General features: G+C 69.8%; 17 protein-coding genes. 12 read left to right on the top strand and 5 right to left on the bottom strand.

Annotated features, from left to right (window positions below):
* Positions 1-67: 67 nt before the first annotated feature.
* Both cysD and cysN read left to right on the top strand, forming a co-directional pair.
* A complete protein-coding gene (gene cysD / locus Vse01_RS07440) occupies positions 68-976 on the top strand; it encodes a sulfate adenylyltransferase subunit CysD (protein WP_093408204.1) in 909 nt (302 codons plus the stop codon).
* Positions 976-2,277, top strand: coding sequence for a sulfate adenylyltransferase subunit CysN (cysN, locus tag Vse01_RS07435; protein WP_093408202.1), 1,302 nt, complete (start codon positions 976-978; stop codon positions 2,275-2,277). Before cysD ends, cysN begins: the two co-directional genes overlap by 1 nt.
* Before the next feature lie 92 nt (positions 2,278-2,369).
* Here the strand turns inward: cysN and galK are convergent, their stop codons facing one another.
* Both galK and galE read right to left on the bottom strand, forming a co-directional pair.
* Complete coding sequence (galK, locus tag Vse01_RS07430) at positions 2,370-3,539, bottom strand: galactokinase (protein ID WP_093408199.1); 1,170 nt, start codon at positions 3,537-3,539, stop codon at positions 2,370-2,372.
* Positions 3,536-4,519, bottom strand: a complete 984-nt coding sequence (gene galE / locus Vse01_RS07425; protein WP_093408197.1) for a UDP-glucose 4-epimerase GalE — start codon at positions 4,517-4,519, stop codon at positions 3,536-3,538. Before galE ends, galK begins: the two co-directional genes overlap by 4 nt.
* A gap of 78 nt (positions 4,520-4,597) precedes the next feature.
* Between galE and Vse01_RS07420 the strand changes: the two genes are divergently transcribed.
* The 5 genes from Vse01_RS07420 (at position 4,598) to Vse01_RS07400 (ending at position 8,759) form a co-directional block, all read left to right on the top strand.
* The gene (locus Vse01_RS07420; protein ID WP_093408194.1) at positions 4,598-5,596 is read left to right on the top strand and encodes a hemolysin family protein; all 999 of its coding nucleotides are present in this window, start codon (positions 4,598-4,600) and stop codon (positions 5,594-5,596) included.
* A gap of 32 nt (positions 5,597-5,628) precedes the next feature.
* Entirely contained in the window at positions 5,629-6,654 is a 1,026-nt protein-coding gene (gene trpS / locus Vse01_RS07415; protein ID WP_093408192.1) for a tryptophan--tRNA ligase, read from the top strand.
* 36 nt (positions 6,655-6,690) lie between these two features.
* The gene (locus Vse01_RS07410; protein WP_093408189.1) at positions 6,691-7,260 is read left to right on the top strand and encodes a 2'-5' RNA ligase family protein; all 570 of its coding nucleotides are present in this window, start codon (positions 6,691-6,693) and stop codon (positions 7,258-7,260) included.
* A gap of 63 nt (positions 7,261-7,323) precedes the next feature.
* A complete protein-coding gene (locus tag Vse01_RS07405) occupies positions 7,324-8,247 on the top strand; it encodes a YihY/virulence factor BrkB family protein (RefSeq protein ID WP_093408187.1) in 924 nt (307 codons plus the stop codon).
* 74 nt (positions 8,248-8,321) lie between these two features.
* A complete protein-coding gene (locus Vse01_RS07400) occupies positions 8,322-8,759 on the top strand; it encodes a hypothetical protein (protein ID WP_093408568.1) in 438 nt (145 codons plus the stop codon).
* 156 nt (positions 8,760-8,915) lie between these two features.
* Here the strand turns inward: Vse01_RS07400 and Vse01_RS07395 are convergent, their stop codons facing one another.
* Together Vse01_RS07395 and Vse01_RS07390 are read right to left on the bottom strand one after the other, a co-directional pair.
* Positions 8,916-10,547 carry a glycoside hydrolase family 13 protein gene (locus Vse01_RS07395; protein WP_093408184.1) on the bottom strand — a complete coding sequence of 544 codons (1,632 nt, stop codon included), beginning with the start codon at positions 10,545-10,547 and terminating at the stop codon, positions 8,916-8,918.
* A gap of 154 nt (positions 10,548-10,701) precedes the next feature.
* The gene (locus Vse01_RS07390) at positions 10,702-11,787 is read right to left on the bottom strand and encodes a LacI family DNA-binding transcriptional regulator (protein WP_170863543.1); all 1,086 of its coding nucleotides are present in this window, start codon (positions 11,785-11,787) and stop codon (positions 10,702-10,704) included.
* A gap of 329 nt (positions 11,788-12,116) precedes the next feature.
* Here Vse01_RS07390 and Vse01_RS07385 point away from each other — a divergent pair, with 329 nt between their 5' ends.
* From Vse01_RS07385 to Vse01_RS07375, 3 genes are all read left to right on the top strand, one after another.
* Positions 12,117-13,421, top strand: a complete 1,305-nt coding sequence (locus tag Vse01_RS07385) for an extracellular solute-binding protein (protein WP_093408182.1) — start codon at positions 12,117-12,119, stop codon at positions 13,419-13,421.
* Between the two features lie 105 nt (positions 13,422-13,526).
* A complete protein-coding gene (locus Vse01_RS07380; protein WP_093408179.1) occupies positions 13,527-14,543 on the top strand; it encodes a carbohydrate ABC transporter permease in 1,017 nt (338 codons plus the stop codon).
* A gap of 1 nt (position 14,544) precedes the next feature.
* A complete protein-coding gene (locus Vse01_RS07375) occupies positions 14,545-15,459 on the top strand; it encodes a sugar ABC transporter permease (RefSeq protein WP_093408177.1) in 915 nt (304 codons plus the stop codon).
* Between the two features lie 56 nt (positions 15,460-15,515).
* On the opposite strand, the gene Vse01_RS07370 is transcribed toward Vse01_RS07375, so the two are convergent.
* On the bottom strand, positions 15,516-16,112 hold the full coding sequence (locus tag Vse01_RS07370) for a TetR/AcrR family transcriptional regulator (protein WP_198413224.1): 597 nt from the start codon (positions 16,110-16,112) through the stop codon (positions 15,516-15,518).
* Positions 16,113-16,214: 102 nt separating this feature from the next.
* Here Vse01_RS07370 and Vse01_RS07365 point away from each other — a divergent pair, with 102 nt between their 5' ends.
* A complete protein-coding gene (locus Vse01_RS07365) occupies positions 16,215-17,186 on the top strand; it encodes a hypothetical protein (protein ID WP_093408174.1) in 972 nt (323 codons plus the stop codon).
* Between the two features lie 18 nt (positions 17,187-17,204).
* Positions 17,205-17,546 carry a hypothetical protein gene (locus Vse01_RS07360; RefSeq protein WP_093408563.1) on the top strand — a complete coding sequence of 114 codons (342 nt, stop codon included), beginning with the start codon at positions 17,205-17,207 and terminating at the stop codon, positions 17,544-17,546.
* The last annotated feature ends 60 nt before the right edge of the window (positions 17,547-17,606 follow it).

The raw sequence follows: 17,606 nt of genomic DNA, 5'->3' as shown, positions 1-17,606 counted from the left end.
CTACTTCCTGACATCCCCGACCGGAAAGGTCTGGAAAGCGGATGACCGAGCGAATCGAGCCGGTGTCATGACCAGCGCTGCGTACCAGGTCACCCATCTCGACGCGCTGGAGGCGGAGAGCATCTTCGTGATGCGCGAGGTGGTCGCCGAGTTGGAGCGGCCGGTGCTGCTCTTCTCCGGTGGCAAGGACTCGATCGTCATGCTCCGGCTGGCGCAGAAGGCGTTCGCGCCGGGTCACATTCCGTTCCCGGTGATGCACGTCGACACGGGTCACAACTTCCCGGAGGTGCTCGACTACCGCGATCGGCGGGTGGCCGAGCTGGGCCTGCAACTGGTGGTGGCCAGCGTGCCGGAGGCCCTGGCCAGTGGTCTGGTCCGGGAGTCCGCGGACGGGACGCGTAACCGGATCCAAACGCCGGTGTTGCTGGAGGCGGTGGAGAAGCACCGGTTCAACGCCCTCTTCGGCGGGGCACGGCGGGATGAGGAGAAGGCCCGGGCGAAGGAGCGGATGTTCAGCTTCCGGGACGAGTTCGGCCAGTGGGATCCGAAGAACCAGCGGCCGGAGCTGTGGGCGCTCTACAACGGCCGGCATCATCCGGGCGAGTCGATCCGGGTGTTCCCGCTGTCCAACTGGACGGAGTTGGACGTGTGGCACTACATCGCCCGCGAGCGGATCGAGTTGCCGTCGATCTACTACGCGCACGAGCGTGAGGTGGTCGAGCGTGACGGGATGCTCTACGCGGTGAACGAGTTCCTGCCGGCGCGGGCCGGTGAGGAGCGGTTCAAGGCCCGGGTGCGGTACCGCACGGTGGGCGACGCCTCCTGCACGGCGGCGGTGCGCTCGGACGCGGACACGGTCGAGAAGGTCATCGAGGAGGTCGCCGCGACCCGGATCACCGAGCGTGGCGCGACCCGGGGTGACGACCGGGTCAGCGAGGCCGCGATGGAGGACCGCAAGCGGGAGGGCTACTTCTGATGAGCACCGAGACCCTGGACGCCGCTCCCGTGGCCGAGGGCCGACCGATGGATCTGTTGCGTTTCGCCACGGCCGGGAGTGTGGACGACGGCAAGTCGACCCTGATCGGTCGGCTGCTCTACGACACGAAGTCGCTGTTCACCGACCAGTTGGCGGCGGTCGAGGCGGTCAGCGCGGCCCGCGGTGACGAGTACACCAACCTGGCGTTGCTCACCGACGGCCTGCGGGCCGAGCGGGAGCAGGGCATCACCATCGACGTGGCGTACCGCTACTTCGCCACGCCTCGGCGCAAGTTCATCATCGCCGACACCCCCGGGCACATCCAGTACACCCGGAACATGGTCACCGGGGCCTCCACCGCCGACCTGGCGCTGATCCTGGTGGATGCCCGCAAGGGGCTGGTCGAGCAGTCCCGCCGGCATGCCTTCCTCTGCTCGCTGTTGCGGGTGCCGCACCTGGTGCTCTGCGTCAACAAGATGGATCTGGTCGACTACTCGCAGGAGGTCTTCGAGCGGATCGCCGACGAGTTCACCGCGTTCGCCGCGAAGCTGGACGTGCCGGATCTGACGGTGGTGCCGATCTCCGCGTTGCGGGGCGACAACATCGTCAGCCGCTCGGAGAACATGCCCTGGTACGAAGGCCCGGCATTGCTGCATCACCTGGAGCGGGTGCACATCGCCAGCGACCGTAACCTGGTCGACGTCCGCTTCCCGGTGCAATACGTCATCCGCCCGCAGTCGACCACGGTCACCGATTACCGGGGTTACGCGGGTCAGGTGGCCTCGGGGGTGCTCAAGCCGGGTGACGAGGTGATGGTGCTGCCCTCGGGCTTCACCAGCCGGATCGCCGCGGTGGAGACCGCCGACGGGCCGGTCGCGGAGGCGTTCCCGCCGATGTCGGTGACGGTACGCCTGGAGAACGAGATCGACATCTCGCGTGGTGACATGATCTGCCGGCCGAACAACGCGCCGGCGGTGGCGCAGGACATCGAGGCGATGGTCTGCTGGATGGACGAGACGCGTCCGTTGCAGGTGGGCGGCAAGTACTCGATCAAGCACACGACCCGTGCGGCGCGCGCCATCGTGCGGGGCCTGCACTACCGTCTCGACATCAACTCGCTGCACCGCGACGAGTCGGCCAACGAGTTGCGGCTCAACGAGATCGGTCGGGTCCGCCTGCGGACCACCATCCCGCTGCTGGCCGACGAGTACCGCCGTAACCGCACCACCGGCGGGTTCATCGTCATCGACGAGGCCACCAACCGCACCGTCGGCGCCGGCATGATCGTCGAAACCCCCTGACCCGAACCCGGTGACTCTCTAGTTGATCAAGAAATTTTGGTCGGGATCGCGCGCGATCCCGACCAAAACTTCTTGATCAACGCGTAGTGGGGTCAGTGCAGGCGGGTGGCGCCGGAGGCGGGGGTGGCGGGGGTGACGGTGGGGGTGGTGAAGGCGCGGTTGGCGTAGGCGGCGGTGATGGCGGCGGCGACCCGGTCGGACTGGTCGGCCTCGACCAGGGCCAGCACGCAGCCGCCGAAGCCACCACCGGTCATCCGCGCGCCGAGCGCCCCGGCGGCCAGCGCGGCCTCGACCGCGACGTCCACCTCGGGGACGGTGATGGCGAAGTCGTCCCGCATGGAGGCGTGCGAGGCGGTGAGCAGCGGCCCGATCTGCCGGACCTGCCCGTCGCGCAGCAGCGCCACGGTGTCGAGTACCCGCTGGTTTTCGGTGACCACGTGACGAACCCGGCGGCGGGTCTCGTCGTCGGGGAGCCGGGCGAGCGCGTCGTCGAGGTTGGCGGGCGGCACGTCACGCAGGGCGGGTACGTCGAGCAGCGCGGCTGCCTTCTCACAGCTGGCGCGGCGGGCCGCGTACTCGCCGTCGGCGTGCCGGTGCGGGGCTCGACTGTCGATCACCAGGATCGCGAGGCCGGCACCGTCGAGGTCGAACGGGATGTGTTCGACCTGCTCGGTGCGGCAGTCGAGGAAGAGGGCGTGTCCGGTCCGGCAGCGGATCACCGCCGACTGGTCCATGATGCCGGTGGGCGCGCCGACGTACTGGTTCTCGGCGCGCTGGGCCAGCCGGGGCTGCTGTTCGGCCGGCAGCGCCAACCCGCCCAGGTCGACAAGCGCCGCGAGCACAGCAGCCTCAAGTGCGGCCGAGGAGGAGAGCCCGGCGCCGAGCGGCACGTCGGAGGCGATGGCCAGCCGGGCGCCGGGCACGGGGTGTCCCGCCTCCCGCAGCGCCCACACCACGCCGGCCACGTACGCCGCCCAGCCGGTCACTCCGCCGGGGCGGGTCACCTCGTCGGTGCCGAAGCTGACCGTCTCGCCGGTCAGCTCGGAGCAGACCGTCCAGCTGCCGGTCGGCTGCGGCGAAGCCGCGACGACGGTACGCATCGGGAGCGCGAACGGCAGCACGAACCCGTCGTTGTAGTCGGTGTGCTCGCCGATCAGGTTGACCCGGCCGGGAGCCGCCCAGCGGCCGGCGGGTGCCCGACCGTACGCGTGCTGGAAGCAGGTGGTGGCGCGGTCGGCCACCTCGTCGGGGTGGATGGTCACGGGCGGTCCAGAACCTGCGCGCGGTAGAAGGCCCAGGCGTCGGTGACCATGTCGTGCAGGGTGGGTTTGCGGGGTTCCCAGCCCAGTTCGGCGCGGGCCAGGGCGGAGGAGGCGACCAGTTCGGCCGGGTCGCCCTCGCGGCGGGGCGCCACCTCGACCGGCACCGGGTGCCCGGTGACCTCGCGGACGACCTCGACCACCTGCCGGTTGGTGAAACCGTTGCCGTTGCCGAGGTTGTAGATGCGGTGTTGTCCGCCGGTCGCCGCGTCCAGGGCGAGCAGGTGGGCCCGGGCCAGGTCGGAGACGTGGATGTAGTCGCGGACGCAGGTGCCGTCGACGGTGGGGTAGTCGTCGCCGAAGAGTTGCAGCTTGTCCCGCCGGTCGGCGGCCACCTCCAGCGCGATCGGGATGAGGTGGGTCTCGGGGTCGTGTCGTTCGCCCAGTACCACGTCACCGTCGAGGTGAGCACCGGCGACGTTGAAGTAGCGCAGCGAGACGGCGGCCAGGCCGTGTCCGATCGCCTCGGCGGTGAGCATCATGTCGGCGGCGAGCTTCGTCGCCCCGTACGTGTTGGTGGGGGCCTTGACGGCGGTCTCCGTGATGGGCAGTTCGGTGGGATTGCCGTAGACGGCGGCGGTGGACGAGAACACCAGCCGCGGCACGCCGGCGGCCCGCACCGCGTCGATAAGCGCCAGGGTGCCGACGGTGTTGTTGTGCCAGTACCGCTCGGGGGCGACCATCGACTCGCCGGCGGCGATCAGCGCGGCGAAGTGCAGTACCCCGTCGAAGCCGGCCTGCGGGGTGAGCACCCTGGCCGCGTCGTGGATGCCGGCCTCGACGTGGGTGGCGTCGGGGGCGAGCGCGGCCCGGTGACCGGTGCGCAGGTCGTCCAGCACGACCACCTCGTGCCCGGCGTCGAGCAGCATCCGGGTCACCACGCTGCCGATGAAACCGGCCCCGCCGGTGACGAGCAGTTTCACGTCGTTCCTCCCGCCTGGCCAACACGGTCGCGGCCTTGGTGGTCACCCTACGGCCCGGGGCTGGCTACCATCACTCCCATGCGGGCCTCGCGTCGGCGCATACCCCGACGGCGTGGCCACGACCCGCACCGCCGTCAGCCGGGACCTGTGGCCAGAGCGGTCGCCCGGGTCGTGGTCCGGGCCGCCGACGGTGCCCTGCGGCTCGTCACCGACCTGCTCGGTGCCGGCCCGACCGCCGGCCGGGAACGGATCAGTATGGCGGAACTGCGGGACCTGGTCGCCGCCAACACGGTCCTGGATCCGGTGGAGCAGCGCATCATCGACGACGTGCTGGTGGCCGGTGCGAGCCTGGTACGCGAGGTGATGATGCCCCGCACCGAGGTGGTGTTCCTCTCCGCGGCGCTGACGATCGCCGAGGCGGAGCCGCTGGTGCGGGCCGGTCCGCACACCCGCTACCCGGTGGTCGACGGCACCCACGATGACGTGGTCGGTGTGGTGCATCTGCGAGACCTGCTGCTCGGCCCGGACCGGGCGCCGGGCACCACGGTCGGTCAACTGGCTCGCGAGGTCAAGCGGCTGCCGGCCAGTAAACGGGTGCTCGCCGCGTTGACCGAGATGCGACGGGAGGGGCATCACCTGGCGGTGGTGGTCGACGAGTATGGCGGCACCGCCGGCATCGTCACCTGCGAGGACCTGATCGAGGAACTCGTCGGTGAGATCCATGACGAGTACGCGGACGTCCCCGAGCCCGCGTACACCGGGCTGCCGGCGGTGGTGGACGGTCGGCTCAATCTCGCCGACTTCGCCGAACGCACGGGCGTTGCCCTGCCGACGGGTCCGTACGAGACGGTGGGCGGGTTCGTGATGGCCGCGCTGGGACGGCTGCCGGCGCCGGGTGACGAGATACCGGTCCCCGCCGAGTCGGCGCAGACGTCGGCCGGCGGCTGGCTGCTCCGGGTGTTGACCCTGGAGGGTCGACGGGTGGCCCGGCTGGCGGTCACCGTCGCGCGCCTGCCCGAGCAGCGGCGCGAGGTGGTCCCGGCGGCCGACCGGGCCCGACCCGCCGGCCCGTCATGACGTACGCCGGGCCAGCTGACAGAATTGCCGGCATGTCCGACGTTCCCGTCCGCCCCCGCGTCTTTTCCGGCATCCAGCCGACGGCCGATTCGTTCCATCTCGGCAACTACCTCGGCGCGGTGCGGCACTGGGTGGCGTTGCAGGAGTCGCACGACGCTTTCTACTGCGTGGTCGACCTGCACGCCATCACCGCCGGGCACGATCCGAAGGTGCTGCACCAGCGTTCCCGGGTGGCCGCCGCGCAGCTGCTCGCGGTCGGCCTGGATCCGGAACGCTGCACCCTGTTCGTGCAGTCCCAGGTGCCCGAGCACGCCCAGCTGGCATGGGTGCTGGGCTGCATCACCGGGTTCGGCGAGGCCAGCCGGATGACCCAGTTCAAGGACAAGTCGCAGAAGCAGGGCAACGAGCGGGCCAGCGTCGGCCTGTTCACCTACCCGATCCTGCAGGCCGCCGACATCCTGCTCTACCAGGCCAACGCCGTACCGGTCGGCGAGGACCAGCGCCAGCACCTGGAGCTTTCCCGGGATCTGGCGCAGCGGTTCAACTCGCTGTTCGGCCGGACTTTCACGGTCCCGGCACCGCACATCGTCAAGGCCACGGCGAAGATCACCGACTTGCAGGACCCGACCGCCAAGATGTCGAAGTCCTCCTCCTCGCCGGGCGGCATCGTCGACCTGCTTGAGGACCCGGCGCGTTCGGCGAAGAAGATCCGGTCGGCGGTCACCGACACCGGCCGGGAGATCGTCTTCGACGAGGCCACCAAGCCGGGTATCTCAAACCTGCTCACCATCTTCTCGGCGTTGAGCGGTCGGGGCATCGACGACCTGGTCGCGGCGTACGACGGTAAGGGCTACGGCGACCTGAAGAAGGACCTCGCCGAGGTGGTCCGGGAATTCGTCAGCCCGATCCAGCAGCGCACCCGTTCGTATCTCGACGACCCCGCCCAGTTGGACAAGCTCCTCGCCGCCGGCGCGGAGAAGGCCCGCGCGGTGGCGGCACCGACATTGCGGACCGCGTACGAGCGGGTCGGTTTCTTTCCACCCGTACGCGGCGAGTGAGCGTCCGAGCGGGGGCGGCGGTGCGGGCAGGGGCCGATGGCCGGAGGGGTGGCGTGCAGCGTGGAGCAGGGGACCGAAGCGCCAGCGGTCGGTGACAGCGTCCAGATCGGCATCGCGGTCGACATTCCGGAGCCGTGGGGCAGTCTGCTGACCCGGCGTCGGCTGGAGGCCGGTGACCCGAACGCGGTGCCGGCCCACGTCACCCTGCTCGGGCCGACCGAGATCCCGGTGAGCGGGTTGCCGGCCGTGGAGCGGCACCTCGCCCGGGTTGCCGCCGCTCATCTACCGTTCAGCCTGCATCTGCGCGGCACCGGTACCTTCCGGCCGGTGACCCAGGTGGTGTTCGTCGCGGTCGCCGCCGGCATCAGCGAATGCGAACTGCTCGCCGCCGCGATCAACGCCGCCCCGCAGCTACGCCGGGAGCTTCGGTTTCCCTACCATCCGCATGTGACGGTCGCTCAGGACGTCGCGCCGGAGGCCCTGGACAAGGCGTACGAGGACCTGGCGGACTTCTCCGCGATGTTCGAGGTGGACCACTTCACCCTCTTCTCGCACAGCGGGCAGGCGCGCTGGCAGCCACGCCGGGACTTCCGACTGGGCGGCTGACCGCCCCGGCCGGCACGTCGGGTACCTCTGACACGGCGACGACGGATCGGTGAGGATGACGACGTGAACGTTCTGGGGCGGGTCGAGGCGGCCGTCGACAGTCGGCTGACCGCCGCGCGCCGCCGCTCCCCTGCCTTCGGTCACCTGTGGCGTGCCGGGGTGCTCTACACCGATCTCCAGGGCGGCCGGCTGGCCGCCGCGATCGCCTACTACGGCTTCTTCGCGGTCTTCGCGCTGGCCCTGGTCGCGTACGCGATCTTCGGCGCGATACTGGAGGACAACTACGAGGTGAGCGCGGCGGCGGAGGAGTTCCTCGGCGAGAACCTGCCGTTCCTCGATCCGGCCCAGGTCGCCGACAGCAGCGGCACCGCCGGGGTGGTCGGTCTGTTGATCCTGGTGTTGACCGGGATCGGCTGGGTGGAGGCGATCCGTTCCTCGCAGCGGCTGATCCACGGGCTCAACCAGCACCCGGGCAACCTGGTCGTGCGCCGCCTGGTCGACCTGGGTGTGCTGTTGGTCGTCTTCGTGCTGCTTGGCCTCTCGGTGGCGGCCGTGGACGCGTTGGAGACGCTGCTGCGGTTCCTGTTGCGCAGCACCGGCTCGTTTGCGCTCACCACGGTCAGTGCGCTGCTCAGCGTGCTGGTCAACGCGGTACTGGCCACGCTGCTGCTGGTTGCGGTCCCTCGGGTGCGGATGAGTCGGTCCCGGCTGCGGCCGGTGGTGCTGATCGTCGCGGTCGGCATCACCCTGCTCAACACCGTCGGCCGGTTCTGGGTGGGCCGGGTAGAACACAACCCCGCGTACACGGTGGTGGCCACCGCCGTCGGGCTGCTGGTCTATCTCTACCTGCTCAACCAGCTGGTGCTCTTCGGCGCCGCGCTGGCGGCGACGAGCCGGCGCGGGCGGACGGTGGACCTGGCCGGTCGACGTCCGCCGGTCGACCTTGACGTGGACACCGATCCCGGCACACCCGGCGGGGCGGGCTGAGCCGCTGATCCGGCCGGCTGAACGTTCCGCCGAACCCACCCCCACCTGCCCGGACACCGACGATGATGGGGATCGTGGGGGCACTCGTGACGTTGGACCTGCCGGCCGACTCGCCGATGCTGGAGCTGCCGTGGATCATCACGTTCGGTCCGCTCAGTGACGCCGACGAGTGGGAGCCGGTGGTGTGCGGCCCGTACGAGCGACCGCACGCGTTGGCGTTGGCCGAGGCGGTGGTCGCCGACGAACAGCTGATGGCGGTGGTGGAACCGCTGGTGCCGGCGGTGTCGCTGGAGCAGATCCGGGGCGAGATCGCCGCCGCGCAACTCGCCGCGCAGGACGAGGTGGCGCGGGTGGACCAGGCCGACCTCTACGGCGACTACGAGGACACCATCGACGAGGAGGAGTTGGAGGCGGCCGAGCACGACCGGGCCGCCGGCCCGCTGGCGGTGCCGGACGCGGCCGAACTGCGTGCCGGGCTCGCCCGGATCGCGGCCCAGCTCACCAGCGGCTGAACCGGTCGATAGGTGGCCGAAACACAGGTGCCGGTGCCCCGGGGGATCGCCCCGAGGACACCGGCACCGTCGCACCCCCCACCACAAGGGGTCGTGCCCAGCCGCCCGGCGGCGCGGAGCACGCCGGACGGCCGAGTCGATGGCGGGCTTACCCGGTCAGTTCCGCTCGAACCAGACCGCCGCGTCGACCGGCAGCAGGTGGCCGCCGTCGCGTTCGGTGAGCGTCGCGCTGGCGACGAGCGGCGTGCCGTACCCGTCGATCACCACCGGCGCGTCGCTGATGTTGACCACGCAGGTCAGTACGGTGTCGCCGGCCTCGCGTTGGAAGGCGAGCACCCCCGGGCCGGACTCCAGCCAGGTGATGCCCCCGAGGCCGGCCAGCGCCGGATGGGTGTGGCGGATCCGTAGCGCCGCGCGGTACAGCTCCAGTGTGGAACCGGGCGTGCCGGTCTGCGCGCCCACCGAGAGGGCACGCCAGGTCGTCGGGGCGGGCAGCCAGCTCAACTCGCTGCCGGCCGGCCCGAAGCCGTACGGCGCCAGGTCGCCGCTCCACGGGATCGGAACCCGGCAGCCGTCCCGGCTCTCGCCGGTGCGCAGGAAGGCCGGATCCTGTCGCAGCTCGTCGGGTAGGTCGAGCACCTCGGGCAGGCCCAGTTCCTCACCCTGGTAGAGGTAGGCGCAGCCGGGCAGGGCGAGCATCAGCAGCGCGGCGGCCCGGGCGCGGCGCAGCCCGATCTCGCCGTCGCCGTAGCGGGTGACGTGCCGCTGCCGGTCGTGGTTGGACAGCACCCAGGTGGTCGGGGCGCCGACGATCGTCGACTCGGCCAACGCCGTGTCGATCACCTTGCGGAACGAGTCGGCCGACCAGGTGGCGTCGAGGAAGTCGAAGCTGAAAGCCTGGTGCAGTTCGTCCGGGCCGATGTAGCGCGCCAGCCGCTGCGGCGTCTCGGCCCACGCCTCGGCGACGGCCATCCGGCCGCCCGGGTAGCTGTCCAGGATGGGTCGCCAGGCGCGGTAGATGTCGTGCACCTCGTCCTGGTCGAAGTAGGGCAGCCGACCCTTGCCGAGCAGTTCGGACTGGCGCTGGCCGGTGGTCATCGAGTTGAACCCGACGTCCGGCAGGCCCTCGGCCTTGATCATGCCGTGGGCCACGTCGATCCGGAATCCGTCGACGCCCCGGTCCAGCCAGAAGCGGAGGATGTCCTCGAACTCGGTGCGTACCTCGGGGTGCCGCCAGTTCAGGTCGGGCTGGGCGGGGTCGAACAGGTGCAGGTACCACTGGCCGTCGGGGACGCGGGTCCAGGCCGGGCCGCCGAAGATGCTCTCCCAGTCGTTGGGGGGCTGCTCGCCGTCGTCGCCCTTGCCGTCGGCGAAGAGGTAGCGCGCCCGTTCCGGCGACCCGGGGGCGGCGGCCAGTGCCGCGGCGAACCAGGGGTGCTGGTCGGAGGTGTGGTTCGGCACGATGTCGACGATGATCCGCAGGCCGAGCGCGTGGGCGTCGGTGATCATCGCCTCGAAGTCGGCGAGGTTGCCGAACATCGGGTCCACGTCGCGGTAGTCGGCGACGTCGTAGCCGCCGTCGACCATGGGCGAGGTGTAGAAGGGGGTCAGCCAGAGCGCGTCGACGCCCAGCTCGCGCAGGTAGGGCAGGCGTTCCCGGATGCCCTGGAGGTCACCGATGCCGTCGCCGTCGGAGTCGGCGAAGCTGCGGACGTAGACCTGGTAGACGACGGCGGATCGCCACCAGTCGGCGTCGGAGGTCAGCGGCGAGGGGGTGCTGACGGTCATCGGGTGTTCCCCGTTCTGTGGCGCGGGACGGCGGTCACCCGGCGTTGGCGAGGTGGGGACGCACGGGTGTCTGAGCAGAATGCCGCGCCAGCTCTGCAAGAGTCAAGCATTTCTTGCGCAAGAAAGGTTGGTGATGCTGTTGCTGCGGGCTACGTCACGCCGGGACGGCGAGTGCGGACGGCGTCGGCCGCTGCCGGCCCGGGCCGCTCTGCGTGGACGCGGCGTCCTGCCGGGCCACCGCCGTCGACCCCCGCACCACCAGCTCCGGCCGGAACAGGTACTCCGAGTGCGGGGCGCCGTGTCCGTTTATCTCGTCGACCAGGGCGCGCACCGCGGCGACCGCCATCGCGGCCACCGGCTGCCGCATCGTGGTCAGCGGCGGATCGGTGAAGGCCATCAGTGGCGAGTCGTCGTAGCCGACCACCGAGAGGTCTTCCGGTACGGACATGCCCCGCTGCCGGGCGGCCCGGATGGCGCCGAGTGCCATCAGATCGGAGCCGCAGACGATGCCGGTGGCGCCGCGCTCGATCAACCGACCGGCCGCCGCCTCGCCGCCCTCGACGCCGAACAACGACAGCTCGGTCAGCTCGGCCAACTCGTCGTCGTCGACACCGGCGAGGCGCTCCATCGCCGCCTTGTAGCCGCTGACCTTGCGCTGGACCGGCACGAAGCGGTCGGGGCCGGTGATCAGGCCGATCCGCCGGTGGCCCAGGGCCACCAGGTGGGCCACGGCCAGCTCGGCGGCCTCCCGGTCGTCACAGGAGACGAAGGGCGCCGGGATGCCCGGCGCGTACCCGTTGATCATTACGATCGGCAGCGGGCGGGCGAGCAGGGTCCGGTACCGGTCGTGGTCGGCGGCGGTGTCGGCGTGCAGGCCGGAGACGAAGACGATCCCGGAGACCTGCCGGTCCAGCAGCATCTCCACGTACTCGTCCTCGCGTACGCCGCCGGGGGTCTGGGTGCACAGCACCGGGGTGTAGCCGGTGGGGGCCAGGGCCGACTCGATGATCTGGGCGAACGCCGGGAAGATCGGATTGTCCAGCTCCGGGACCACCAGACCGACCAGTCCGGCGCTGCGCTTGCGCAGCCGGGCGGGACGCTCGTACCCGAGCACGTCGAGGGCGGTCAGGACGGCCTGCCGAGTCTCGGGTGCCACGCCGGGGCGGTCGTTGAGCACCCGCGACACCGTGGCCTCGCTGACGTCGGCCTGCTGGGCGATGTCGGACAGGCGAGCGCGCATGGCGGCACTGTAGCTCACCGCCAAGTTCTTGCGCATTAGTCAGCAAGAACTTGCAGAATCGAGCAGCGTCCGTCGGGAGCGTTCCCATAGCGTCGGCCCGGGTCGAGCCCTGACGGGACGATGGGTGGTCGCAAGGTATGCGCAAGGTGACGCTGGTTGGGAGTTCGGTCACCTCAGTCGGGGGCAAAATGCCCAGATGGCGGCAGTTGTCAACTGCTGAAGTTGCGGATGGGGCACGGTTGTTGCAGGGGTGTTCGCAAGGGGTTTCTAGTTACGAAAGTTCTTGCTACTGTCCCCGCCGTTACCCGGCAGGCAATTTAGGAGCGAACATGCGCCGCACAGCCAGGGGGACCGCCGTACTCGCCGCTGCCACTCTCGCCCTTTCCGTCGCCGCGTGCGGCGGAGGGGACGACAAGGCGGCCGAGGAGCAGCCGGCGGTAGACCCCGCTTCCCTCACCGCAGAACTGACCTGGTGGGACACCTCGGACCCGAAGAACGAGGGCCCGGCGTTCCAGGAGCTGATCGCCAAGTTCAACCAGACCTACCCGAACGTGAAGATCAACTACCAGTCGGTCCCGTTCGGTGAGGCGCAGAACAAGTTCAAGACCGCCGCCCAGGCCAACAACGGTGCCCCGGACATCCTGCGGGCCGAGGTCGCCTGGGTGCCCGAGTTCGCTTCGCTGGGCTACCTGTACGCGCTGGACGGCTCCGAACTGCTCGCCGACGAGTCCGACTTCCTGGAGACCCCGCTCGCCTCCAACAAGTTCGACGGCAAGACCTACGGCGTTCCCCAGGTCACCGACAGCCTGGCGCTGATGTACAACAAGGAACTGCTGAGCCAGGCCGGCATCAGTGCGCCCCCGAAGACCTGGGCCGAGCTGAAGACCGCGGCGCAGACCATCAAGGAGAAGACCGACGCCGAGGGTGTCTACATCAACCCGGCCGGCTACTTCCTGCTGCCGTTCATGTACGGCGAGGGTGGCGACCTGGTCGACACCGCGAGCAAGAAGATCGTCATCAACTCGGAGCAGAACGCGGCCGGACTGGCGATCGCCAAGGACCTGATCGACAGCGGTGCGGCCGCCAAGCCGTCCGCCAACGACGCCTACGGCACCATGATGACCCTCTTCAAGGAGAAGAAGGTCGCCATGATCATCAACGGGCCGTGGGAGGTCAACAACGTCCAGCAGGCACCGGGCTTCGGTGGCCTGGAGAACCTGGGTATCGCGCCGGTGCCGGGTGGCTCGGTGAAGGCCGGTGGCCCGGTCGGCGGCCACAACTACGTGATCTGGTCCGGCATGCCGCAGGAGAAGGTCGACGCCGCCGTCGCGTTCGTCAAGTTCATGAGCTCCGCCGAGTCGCAGGCGTTCCTCTCGGAGAAGCTGGGCCTGCTGCCGACCCGCACCTCGGCGTACGACCTCGACGCGGTCAAGAACAACGCGACCGTGGCCGCGTTCCAGCCGGTCGTGGAGGCCGGGGTGGGTCGGCCGTGGATCCCCGAGGCCGGTCAGTTCTTCGGCCCGCTCGACCAGATGGCCACCGAGGTCCTGATCCAGGACAAGGACCCGAAGGCCGCGTTGGACACCGTCGCCAAGAAGTACAAGGCCGAGGTCGTCCCCACCTACGAGAACTGATCTCACCGCCGGCTCTCCGCCGGTGACCTCTCGGCACCCGGCAGGGTCGCGTGACCGTACCCGATCGCGCGGCCCTGCCGGACCTCCCCTCATGGAGCGCAGCTGATGACCACCGTGACAGCCGATCCGGCGCCTCCCTCGACGCCGTCCGGCCGATCCGCTCGTCCCTCCCGGCTGCGCCGCAGCTGGGAGAAGCACTGGTACGCCTGGGCGATGGTGCTGCCCGTCGTCATCGTCCTGGCGATTCTGATCTTCTACCCGCTGTTCCGCGGGATCTGGCTCTCCCTCACCAACCTCACCGAGGCCAACCAGGCCGCGGAGATCTGCACCAGGTCGATCACCGGTGGTGAGGTCTGTGCCGAGAACCCGAACAGGTGGGAGTTCGTCGGCCTCGACAACTACCTGAACGTGCTCAGCGGCAACGTCGGCGACTTCTGGCAGTGGACCGGCATCACGCTGATCTGGACCCTCGGATGCGTCGTGTTCCACTACGGCCTGGGCCTCGGCCTGGCCGTGATGCTCAACCGCCCGATGTGGGGCCGCGGCCTCTACCGGGTGCTGCTGGTGCTGCCCTGGGCGGTGCCGGCCTTCGTCAGCGCCTTCGCCTGGAAGTTCATCTTCAACGAGCGCTTCGGCCTGGCCAACTCGCTGCTCACCTCGCTCGGCATCGACCCGGTCGACTGGTTCGCCAACCAGTGGACGTCGCTGTTCACCGCGATCATCACCAACATCTGGCTCGGCGTGCCGTTCATGATGGTCGCCCTGTTGGGCGGGATGCAGACGATTCCCGGCGAGCTGTACGAGGCCGCCGAGATCGATGGCGCGTCCGCCTGGCAGCGGTTCCGCAACATCACCCTGCCGGGCCTGCGCCCGGTCAGCATGACGGTGATCCTGCTCGGCACGATCTGGACGTTCAACATGTTCCCGATCATCTTCCTGGTGACCGAGGGCCAGCCGGCAGGCGGAACCGAGATCCTGGTGACCGGTGCCTTCCGGGCGGCGTTCGAGGGCATCCGCAACTACTCGCTCGCGTCCACGTACGGCGTGCTGATCCTGTCGATCCTGCTGGTGTTCTCGATGTTCTACCGGCGGGCGCTGCGCAAGCAAGGCGAGGTGTGGTGACATGAGCCAACTGACCACTCCCGCAGCCGCGACGCCGGCTGCCGCCGTCCCGGCCGCCCCGGCGAAGACCGCGAAGCGGCCCGGCCGCAGCCGGCGCAGCCCGGCGAAGTCGCTGCTGCTGCACGGCACGCTGATCGTCGCCTCGCTTATCGCGCTCGGCCCGATCGTCTGGGTGCTGCTGTCCTCGTTCAAGCCCGGGTACGCGGTGCAGAGCAGCGACCTGACGCTGGTCAAGGACCCGACCCTGGCCAACTACAGCTACGTGCTGTTCGACACAAACTTCCCGAAGTGGCTGCTGAACTCGGTGATCGTCGCGGCGTTCACGATGCTCATCGGCATCTTCCTGTCGGCCACCACCGGGTACGCGGTCTCCCGGTTCAACTTCCCCGGGCGTCGCCCGTTGATGATGACCTTCCTGATCACCCAGATGTTCCCGGCGGCCATCCTGATCGTGCCGATCTACACGATCATGGCGCGGTTCGGTCTGATCAACACGCTGCCGGCGCTGATCATCGCGTACCTGACCATCGCGGTGCCGTTCTGCGCCTGGATGCTCAAGGGCTACTTCGACTCCATCCCCACCTCGCTCGACGAGGCGGCGGCGCTGGACGGCTGCGGCCCGTTCGCGATCTTCTGGCGGGTGGTGCTGCCGCTGGCCCGGCCGGCCATCGCGGTCACCGCCTTCTACACCTTCCTCACCGCGTGGGGCGAGGTGATGTACGCGTCGGCGTTCATCCAGACCGACAACAAGTTCACCCTGGCGTACGGGCTCCAGCAGTTCGTGCCGCAGTTCAACCCGCAGTGGGAGTACCTGACGGCGGCGGCGGTCCTGGTGACCGTGCCGGCGGGCGTGGTGTTCATGATCGCCCAGCGGCACCTGGTCTCCGGGCTGACCGCCGGCGGCACGAAGGGCTGACCGGCCGGGCGCGGGTGGGCGCAGTTGACAGCGCCCACCCGCGCCGACGGTGGTCGTCAGCGCTGCCGGCCGAACAGGACGCGGACGCCGGACAGATAGGTCGCCACATCTGGACCGCCGGTGATGATGCGCTGCAGGAACCAGCCTGGCAAGAGGCCGAACAGGGCCGCGGCCACGGCCGCCGGGTCGGCGTCGGCGGGTAACTCGCCGGCTTCCTGAGCCCTTCTGACCAGCACCTCGAAGTGACCGCGAAGCTTGGTGTATCTGCTTGCCGCGAACTCGCCAAGTGCCGGATCCCGTTGGGCCTCGCCCCACACCTGGATCGCGATCCGCAACATCCCCTCGTCGCCGGCCTGGTTCTCCATGTACGCGAGCGCGTACTCCAGCGCCTTGTCCAGCGGTAGCGGCGGATCCTGCCGGGCCAACTCGTCGAGAACCTCTTCGGCGCCGCCGATGGTCTCCTCGGCGATCGCGCTGATCAGGGACGCCTTGCTCGGGAAGTAGCGGTAGACCGCGCCTACCGAAAGCCCTGCCTCGGCAATCACGTCCTGCATCGTCGTGCGGTGGAAACCCTCACGCAGGAAGCAACGGCGTGCCGCCTCGACGATCTGACGGCGACGGGCGGCGAGGTGTTCCTCCGAGACACGTGGCACGGGTTACATCGTAAGACGAGCGTTCGTTCTTGACAGGAATCGATGGGCGGGAGGAGTCTGGGACGCATAAAAGAACGAGCATTCGTTTTGGAGAGTGGAGCGATGTCGACCAGGAACCGGTCACCCCTGCTACTAGCCGTCCTCGTCGCCGCCCTCGCGGTCGCCGGGCAGGCACTGCTCGTACCCCTGTTCGCGGCTCCGGCGGCGAACCTGGCCCCACGCGACCTGCCGGTCGCCGTCGCCGGCCCGGCGCCCGCCGTGGCCGAGGCGGCCGGGCGGCTCGCCGCCGCGCGCCCCGGCGCCTTCTCGGTGACCACGCTGCCCGACGCGGAGGCGGCGGACCGGGCGCTGCGCGACCGGGAGGTCTATGGCGCATTCGTGATCGGAGCCGACGGCGTCACCCTGCACACCGCGTCGGCGGCCAGCCCCACGGTTGCCGCACTGCTCACCGAGGCGGCCGGCCAGTTGGGCGGAGGGCGGCCGGTGCCCGTGGTCGAGGTGGTGCCCACCATCGCCGACGATCCTCGGGGAGCCGGCTTCGCCGCCGGTTTCCTGCCCCTGGCGATGACGAGCCTGCTCGCCGGTGCATTGCTCGTCCTGCTGGTCGCCGGTGGCCTGGCGCGCCTGGTCGGGTTGGCGGCGACCGGCGTACTGGCGGGTCTGGTGGGCGTGGTGGTCCTGGATGGCTGGCTGGGCGTCATCGCCGGGGACTGGCTCGCCGAGGCTGCCGCCATCGGCCTGTTCGTCCTGGCCGCGTCGGCGGTGGTGGCCGGTCTCGGTGCACTCCTCGGGCGACCCGGCATCGGACTGGGCGCGCTGCTGGTCTTCCTGATCGGCAACCCGCTCTCCGCGGTCGGCGCCGCGCCGGAGCTGCTGCCCCAGCCGTGGGGCGCGCTCGGCCAGTGGCTGCCGGTGGGCGCTGGCGGCACGCTGCTGCGCTCGGTCGCGTTCTTCGACGGTGCCGGCGCCGGTCGCCCGATCGCCGTACTGGCGGGCTACGCGGTGGTCGGACTGGCGCTGGTGCTGGTGGCATCCCGGATTCGCCGAGATGCCTCTACTACGAACCGTCGTTGATAGGGCAGGATGGGTCGGGTGGAAGCACTTCGACTCATCCTCCTCTACGTCCATCTGATCGGGTTCGCGTTGCTGCTCGGCGGCGCGATCGCCCAATATCTCACTGGCAAGATCCGGATCAACGCCGCCATGCTGTGGGGTTCGGTGATCCAGTTGCTGACCGGCATCGGCCTGAGCGCGCCACTGCGCGACGGTGACGAGCCGGCACCGGCGAAGCTTGTGACAAAGCTGGTGCTCGCCCTGTTGATCTTTGTAATGGTGTTCTTCTCCCGTAAGCGGGCCGAGGTCAACCGGGGGCACTTCCTCGCCATCGTGGGATTGACCCTGGCCAACGCGGCCGTTGCGGTCTTCTGGCGATAGCCGGCGAACCATCGGGCCGCCGGGTAAAAAGGGCTTTTCCGGCGCGAGTGCGCCCGCCTG

The sequence above is a fragment of the Micromonospora sediminimaris genome, from assembly GCF_016863575.1.
GTDB lineage: Bacteria > Actinomycetota > Actinomycetes > Mycobacteriales > Micromonosporaceae > Micromonospora > Micromonospora sediminimaris.
The sequence above is the reverse complement of the archived record's forward strand: the minus strand, read 5'-3'. Positions and strand labels throughout refer to the sequence as shown.

Bases quoted from the DNA above. Each gene is read 5' to 3' on its own strand.
- cysD (WP_093408204.1), top strand. From the start codon at position 68: ATGACCAGCGCTGCGTACCAGGTCACCCATCTCGACGCGCTGGAGGCG.
- cysN (WP_093408202.1), top strand. From the start codon at position 976: ATGAGCACCGAGACCCTGGACGCCGCTCCCGTGGCCGAGGGCCGACCG.
- Vse01_RS07420 (WP_093408194.1), top strand. From the start codon at position 4,598: ATGCGGGCCTCGCGTCGGCGCATACCCCGACGGCGTGGCCACGACCCG.
- trpS (WP_093408192.1), top strand. From the start codon at position 5,629: ATGTCCGACGTTCCCGTCCGCCCCCGCGTCTTTTCCGGCATCCAGCCG.
- Vse01_RS07410 (WP_093408189.1), top strand. From the start codon at position 6,691: ATGGCCGGAGGGGTGGCGTGCAGCGTGGAGCAGGGGACCGAAGCGCCA.
- Vse01_RS07395 (WP_093408184.1), bottom strand. From the start codon at position 10,547: ATGACCGTCAGCACCCCCTCGCCGCTGACCTCCGACGCCGACTGGTGG.
- Vse01_RS07390 (WP_170863543.1), bottom strand. From the start codon at position 11,787: ATGCGCGCTCGCCTGTCCGACATCGCCCAGCAGGCCGACGTCAGCGAG.
- Vse01_RS07385 (WP_093408182.1), top strand. From the start codon at position 12,117: ATGCGCCGCACAGCCAGGGGGACCGCCGTACTCGCCGCTGCCACTCTC.
- Vse01_RS07380 (WP_093408179.1), top strand. From the start codon at position 13,527: ATGACCACCGTGACAGCCGATCCGGCGCCTCCCTCGACGCCGTCCGGC.
- Vse01_RS07375 (WP_093408177.1), top strand. From the start codon at position 14,545: ATGAGCCAACTGACCACTCCCGCAGCCGCGACGCCGGCTGCCGCCGTC.
- Vse01_RS07365 (WP_093408174.1), top strand. From the start codon at position 16,215: ATGTCGACCAGGAACCGGTCACCCCTGCTACTAGCCGTCCTCGTCGCC.